6 protein-coding genes and 1 pseudogene are annotated in these 7,058 nt (G+C 41.9%); 5 read left to right on the plus strand and 2 right to left on the minus strand.

Translation table 11 applies throughout. The features are described from left to right. The first annotated feature begins 325 nt into the window (after positions 1-325). The 5 genes from EI164_RS13580 (at position 326) to truC (ending at position 6,029) form a co-directional block, all read left to right on the plus strand. Entirely contained in the window at positions 326-2,371 is a 2,046-nt protein-coding gene (locus EI164_RS13580) for a BCCT family transporter (protein WP_192520468.1), read from the plus strand. A gap of 120 nt (positions 2,372-2,491) precedes the next feature. Beyond that, positions 2,492-3,523 (plus strand): tRNA dihydrouridine synthase DusB, encoded by a 1,032-nt coding sequence (dusB, locus tag EI164_RS13585; RefSeq protein WP_192520469.1) that lies wholly within the window; start codon positions 2,492-2,494, stop codon positions 3,521-3,523. Between the two features lie 184 nt (positions 3,524-3,707). Further along, the gene (locus tag EI164_RS13590) at positions 3,708-4,595 is read left to right on the plus strand and encodes an SDR family NAD(P)-dependent oxidoreductase (protein ID WP_192520470.1); all 888 of its coding nucleotides are present in this window, start codon (positions 3,708-3,710) and stop codon (positions 4,593-4,595) included. Positions 4,596-4,779: 184 nt separating this feature from the next. Next, positions 4,780-5,145: a glutaredoxin domain-containing protein gene (locus EI164_RS13595; protein WP_192520471.1), complete on the plus strand. Its 366-nt coding sequence runs from the start codon at positions 4,780-4,782 to the stop codon at positions 5,143-5,145. Between the two features lie 95 nt (positions 5,146-5,240). Next, on the plus strand, positions 5,241-6,029 hold the full coding sequence (gene truC, locus EI164_RS13600) for a tRNA pseudouridine(65) synthase TruC (RefSeq protein ID WP_225739302.1): 789 nt from the start codon (positions 5,241-5,243) through the stop codon (positions 6,027-6,029). A 69-nt stretch (positions 6,030-6,098) separates the two neighbouring features. On the opposite strand, the gene EI164_RS13605 is transcribed toward truC, so the two are convergent. Both EI164_RS13605 and EI164_RS13610 read right to left on the minus strand, forming a co-directional pair. Then, on the minus strand, positions 6,099-6,515 hold the full coding sequence (locus tag EI164_RS13605) for a tetratricopeptide repeat protein (RefSeq protein WP_225739303.1): 417 nt from the start codon (positions 6,513-6,515) through the stop codon (positions 6,099-6,101). 344 nt (positions 6,516-6,859) lie between these two features. Beyond that, a pseudogene (locus EI164_RS13610) lies at positions 6,860-7,003 on the minus strand (IS3 family transposase); the annotation flags it as partial. Positions 7,004-7,058: the final 55 nt, after the last annotated feature.

The following is a 7,058-nucleotide window of genomic DNA, read 5'->3' on the forward strand; positions in this document are numbered from 1 at the left end:
TTGTTTCTTTATTGTGGTAAACATTAGAGTAAGGCGTTGCTTATTTTTTTCAATGTTTTCTCAATTCTATACAGCCCCTAAACGTCAAAAATATTTTTTATACCTATATTGCAGGCGTTGTTTATTAATAAGCCATTATTTGCGTATTTGCTATTTATGATAATAAGCAGTTTTTTCTAGTTTTAGTGATTCTATTTGATGACTCGCTTTAACGGCTATCTTTAACGATTGTTATCTTAATAACGGAAACTCCTATCGTCTTAGGTCTCTTGTTAGAGACTGATTTTAAATAATAATTGAAAACCTATTTTGTGAGATCACTTTTATGAAAGATAAAACTGCTCGATCCACTATTTTACTGCCCGTATTTTTGCCAGCTGCTATCGTCATGATTTTATTGGTTGTTGGTACTGCCATTAACCCAGAAGCTGCAGGTGAGTTATTTAGTTCTGTACTAACCTTTACGACCGAGACTTTTGGTTGGTTTTACATGTTGGCGGTTGCCATATTTTTACTGTTTATCATTGTGTTGGCATTTTCATCATATGGCAATATCAAGCTTGGACCAGACCATGGAGAGGCTGAATATAAGTTTCTAGAATGGTTTGCCATGCTGTTTTCAGCAGGTTACGGTATTGCTTTACTATTTTATGGGGTAGCAGAACCGGTTATTCATTTTGCCAGCCCACCTTTATCTACGCCCGAAACCATTCATGCAGCGAAAGAGGCGATGCAAATTGCTTATTTTCATTGGGGCTTTCACATTTGGGCTATTTATGGTGTGGTAGGGTTGTCGCTTGCGTATTTCGCGTTTCGTCATGGACTACCCTTGTCTATGCGTTCCACATTGTATCCATTAATTGGTGAAAAAATTCATGGGCCGATTGGTCATACGGTTGATGTATTCGCTATTTTGGGTACGTTGTTTGGTATCGCCACCAGCTTAGGTTTGTCAGTATCGCAAATTAATGCCGGTCTTAACTATCTGCTACCCGATATTGTTCCAGTTAATACCACAGTACAGGTGATAGCCATTGCTGTCATTACAGCGGCTGCCTTAGTATCGGTGCTAGCAGGTATGGATAAAGGTGTTAAGCGGCTGTCGATACTCAATATGGTACTGGCCACATCACTGATGGTCTTTGTATTTATTGTTGGCCCTACCATTTTTATTTTAAATGCCTTTATGGAAAATACGGGCAGTTATCTGGGCAATATTGTTGAGCGTACCTTTAGTTTACAAGCTTACGAGAGTAGTGACTGGATCGGTAGTTGGACGCTGTTTATCTTTGCATGGACGATTGCTTGGGCTCCGTTTGTTGGGCTATTTATTGCCAAAATCAGCCGTGGTCGTACTATTCGTGAGTTTGTGCTAGGCGTTATGCTGGTACCTACCTTTTTCACATTCTTTTGGTTTGCTGTGTTCGGTGATACGGCTCTACATATGATTATGATGGATGGCTATACTTCGCTTATTAGTGAGGTACAAAACAACCAAGCCATCGCTTTGTTTAAATTATTTGAAAACTTGCCATTTACTCAGTTTGTGTCGTCGCTGACGATATTGCTCATCATCACGTTTTTTGTGACTTCATCAGATTCAGGATCATTGGTTATTGATTCACTCGCTGCTGGTGGCCGTAGCGATACACCATGGTGGCAGCGTACTTTTTGGGTAGTGACAGAAGGTGCTGTAGCGGCAGTGTTACTATTGGCAGGCGGTCTGACAGCATTGCAAACTGCTGCTATTGTCAGTGCGTTGCCTTTCGCTGTTATCATATTGATTTCTATCTTTGGTATGTGGCGTGCGTTACGGATTGAAGGTCATCGCGATCAAAGCTTAGATAACGACAACCGATTACCACCACATCTACTTAAGCCGTCAGCATGGCGTGACCGTATTGATTATATTACTGAGCAGCCAACTCGTGACAAGGTATTGATGTATATCAAAAATGTGGTTATGCCGTCGATGGTAGAAGTATCAGAAAAGTTTGCAGAAACGGGTTGGATTACTGATGTTAACTATGATGCGATAAACAACCGTGCCGTACTAGAATTACATCGTGGCGATGATGTCGAGTTTTGGTATGAGGTACGTCTATCTGAGCACGAAGCGCCTGATTATACCGAAGCGACTGCAGGAGAATTGCCACAAGAGCATCATCACCGTGCTGAGGTATATTTACGCCGCGGGGGTCAAACCTATGATTTGTATGGTTATAAAACAGAATCGGTTATCAATGACATCATAGATCAGTTTGAAAAGTATCTGCATTTCTTAAATGTATCGCCTGACAGTTTACCGTGGCGCATGCAAGAACACGATGAAGATATTACTTTAGAGCAGGGTAGTGTGTTTGATAAGTAATACGCTCAATGATGATAAATTAGTGTTTATTGATGCAAGTTATTCACGTGAATAGCTTGCAATACGCGTACGAACCCTTAGAATAACGGCTTGTTTTCCTCGTAAATCAAGCCGTTTTTTATGTCTATAGATTTTCCTATTCCACTCTCGTCTTTGCCAGTATCTGAGCATCCATTATTACAGCCGTTAAATATTGGTGGTCTTACGATTGAAAACCGTTTGATGGTTGCCCCTATGGCAGGCGTGACTGACAACCCATTTCGTAAATTGTGCAAATCATTTGGCGCAGGTCATGCGGTGAGCGAGATGATCATCGCCGATACCGCGCTATACGCTCGCAAAAAATCATTATACCGTGCCAATTTTGATGGTGAGATTGCCCCTATTTCAGCGCAAATAGCAGGAGCCGAGCCAGATAAGTTGGCGGAAGCGGCGCGTTATCAGATTGATAATGGCGCGCAAATAATCGATATCAATATGGGCTGCCCTGCCAAAAAAGTATGCCGCAAGCTGGCAGGATCTGCATTATTACAAGATGAAGACTTAGTCGCCTGTCTGTTAGATGCTGCTGTGAATGCGGTGGATGCACCAGTCACTCTGAAGACGCGACTGGGTTATGAAAATGGCCGCGAAAATATTTTACGAGTGGCCAAGCGGGCAGAGCAAGCCGGTATTGCTGCTATCGCTATACACGGGCGTACGCGAGAGGATATGTATACCGGAGAGGCGCGCTACGATCTGATACGTGAAGTCAAAGAAAGCATCAGTATCCCAGTCATTGCTAACGGTGATATCCATAGCCCGACAAAAGCACAGCGTGTGTACGAGCTGACTGGCTGTGATGCCGTTATGATTGGCCGCGCCGCTCAAGGTCAGCCATGGTTATTTCGTGATATCGGACATTTCTTACGGACTGGTGAGCATCTTGATGCGCCCGGTATCAGTGAAATAAAAGAAATTGTATTAACACATTTGCAAGAGTTATATGCCTTTTATGGTGAATACTCTGGCTGCCGCATCGCGCGCAAACATATCGCTTGGTATACGACAGGTATTCCAAAATCCAACGCTTTTAGGCAAGCCATGTATAGCGAAGAAAGTACTGCAGGGCAGTTTCAGGCCGTTGAAGATTTTTTAAAAGCCCATGAATGAATCACCAAAATTTTAAATCAGACAACCATGCCTTTATTGGCTTTTGAAATTCTAAAGCCCTCACCCTATCTGAATAAGACCGTAGTTTTATTATTCACTTTACCTTAATTCACTTTATCTTATGTTTTCTTGTTATTCTATAATCGAACGATCATAGGAATGGGACAAACAAAAAGGAATTTTTATGGCCAATCCATCAAAGACAGCAATCACTAGCGTTGTTAAAGACAAAATCATTATTATTACTGGTGCCTCAAGTGGTATCGGTGAGCGTACCGCCTTTTTGCTTAGTGAGTGCGGTGCACATGTTATTTTATTGGCACGTACCGAAGACAAGCTAAAAATGGTCAAAGATAAAATAGAAAGATTGGGGGGTAAGGCAAACTACTATGCGTGTGACCTCACTGATATGGTTGCCATTGAGGCTACAAGTCAAAAAATCCTAGCTGACTTTAAGCATATCGACATATTGGTAAATAATGCAGGTCGTTCGATTCGACGTTCAGTCCATGAGTCAGTCAATCGTTTTCATGATTTTGAGCGTACCATGGAAATCAATTATTTTGGGGCCGTCAAAATTATTTTAGGGTTTTTACCAACGATGATTGGACGTCAAACGGGTCAAATTGTCAATATTTCATCGATTGGTGTGTTGGCCAATAGCCCAAGATTTGCCGCTTATGTGGCTTCCAAATCTGCATTGGATGCTTTTAGCCGTTGTTTAGCAGCGGAAGTGAAAGGTGACAATATTAAAGTCACCAATATCTTTATGCCATTGGTTCGTACACCTATGATTGCTCCAACCAAGCTATATCGCTATATGCCAGCGTTGATGCCTGATGAAGCAGCAATGATGGTTGCAAGAGCTATCGTCGACAAGCCCAATAGTATTGCCAGTAACATGGGCAAGTTTGCCTCGGCCAGTTATTCTTTGATGCCTTCATTTAATGTGAGTATTCAGTCCATTGGTTATCGTATATTTCCTAGCTCGACTGCTGCTCGAACGAGGGATAGAAAACCCAACCTGGCACAGCGTATTTTTGCAAAAATACTCCCTGGTGAGCATCACTGACGTTGAGAGATATATGCTTTGAAATGAAGTAAAAATAGTTGGTAGGGTGCTTTTTTGATGTTTTAAAAAGTATGAGTGCTAAAGTGTGTATACCTGAGAAGCATTAACAATCACACAAATATAAATTGATGATTGACTCTCAAAGGGTCAAAAAAACCAAATAATATAATTTGAAGAGGTAAGGATGTTAGTTAAATTACTACGAGAAGGTCTAGGGCGAATTATCGCTGGTATAAGTGTCATGACGCAAGGTAAAGCCATGACTCGCACTGAGGAAGAGCAAGCTTTAGTTAATCAGGCTGGTGAAGGATTGTCTTTATATCAATTTCAATCTTGTCCTTTTTGCGTCAAAGTCCGCCGTCAAATTCACAAGTTGAATGTGCCTGTTGAGCTACGAGATGCAAAAAATAATGAGCAATTTCGCAATGAGCTTGCTGAAAACGGTGGACGGATAAAAGTGCCTTGTTTACGTATTCAAGAAAACGATGATGTCCAATGGATGTATGAATCTAATGATATCAATGCTTATTTGCAACAGCGTTTTGGCTAGGGCGTTCCTCCATTTTAAAAATGAGGACAGACCCTAGATTCTGTTAAAAGTTAGCACAACTTATACGATGAAACGGCTTCATTAAGACCTAAAGTATGGGCACTGAAAACATGAATATCGAAAACACGGGCTCCGAAAGTGATATCGTCAATCAAATAGAAATCATCTATGAAGATGAGCATCTGGTGGCGATTAATAAAGAAGCTGGGCTACTGGTGCATCGCAGCTGGCTGGATAGAGGCGAGACGCGCTTTGCCCTACAACTCACTCGTGATGCGGTGGGTTGTCATGTGTTTCCGGTGCATAGGTTGGATAGGCCTACATCGGGCGTGTTGTTGTTTGCCAAGAGCTCAGCTGTGGCACGTAGTCTGACCGAGGCGTTTACTGCACACCAAGTGACCAAGCAGTATTTAGCTGTGGTGCGCGGCTTTATGTCAGAGCAGGGTAGCGTTGATTATGCGTTGAGCTTTAAGCCCGATGCCATCGCTGATAAGTTTGCCAACTTGGACAAACCTGCTCAAGAAGCGGTTACCCACTGGCAGAGTTTGGCACAAATTGAGCTACCATTTGCGGTATCAAAAAAACACGCCACTAGCCGCTATAGTCTTATGCGTTTGACTCCTGAGACTGGACGTAAGCATCAGCTGCGTCGACATATGAGGCATTTATTCCATCACATTGTGGGTGATACCAGTCACGGTGATATACGTCATACGCGGTTTTTTCGTACTCAATATGACTGTACGCGCATGCTGCTACATGCTCAGACTTTAGCGCTCAGCCATCCGGTCACTGGCGAGCCGTTATTGCTAAAAGCGGGATTAGACGATCAATGGATGCGTATCCTGGAAGAGTTTGGTTGGGTCAATAGTATTGAGGATTGAGCAGCATAAAGTTGAGAGGTTATTTTCAATAACCTCTTTATCTTTTTTTCTGAAAAGCTCTAAGGCTTTCTATTTTGCATTTAATTGTTGAAACTTATTACAACCAACTTGAAGACCGTTATTACAAGATTTACCAAACCATTCTTTAGCAGTAGCATTATTCTGACGAACACCTTCGCCTTGATCGTACATCAGCCCAAGCATATATTGAGCATCAGCATCAGCATCAGCATCAGCATCAGCATCGCCTTGGTTGGCTACTTTTTGATACCACTTAGCCGCTTTACTGTAATCTTGACGCACGCCTTGGCCGTTGTAATAAGCCAAGCCAAGGCTATATTGAGCCTTAGCATCAGCTTGATCAGCCAAATATTGGGTTTGGTTAAAATCAGCAGCCAGTGCCGACACGGATAATATCGCTGCTGTTAAAAAGAGGGTTGTCTTGCTGGTGAGCGAGGTATGCAGAAGGATTATGGTGAGTCTCAAGAAAGTTTCTTTAGAATATACATTTGTACGTTATCGCTATAATAGCAGATATATCGTCGAGCGTTCGGGCTGGCATCTTTTTAGGGTGTGTTCTCAATTTACATGAGGTTTATCTGATTGGGCCAAAAAAGTAGCAAACCGTCACAGTGGTATGATTAGGTAATTAAAATACTAAAGTAGTATCATGTGGGGATTATTTGCATAATGGATGGTAAAAAAGGGGAGTCATACCTTTTTATATGAATGTTTTTTATTAGGAAAGATCATGCTTCTTCGGTTTATTGCGCGTCATGGCACATGACCCCTGCCGTCAAATCCGTACACATAAACTTGGGAGATTTTAATTACGCAGCCTGACGATAATAATCAAACCACACCTGTCTTGGTGATTTATAGCCCAAACCCTTTTGAATTCTAGTCTGATTGTAGTACAGCTCGATGTATCTAATAATATCGTTGATCGCTGCAAATCTAGTCTTATAATCCTGGGTGGTGTTCTAAAAAGTATGCTGGCATCAGACATAGCCATAATTGACATAGAAG

This window comes from Psychrobacter sp. FME13 (assembly GCF_014861395.1).
In the GTDB taxonomy this organism is placed as follows: domain Bacteria; phylum Pseudomonadota; class Gammaproteobacteria; order Pseudomonadales; family Moraxellaceae; genus Psychrobacter.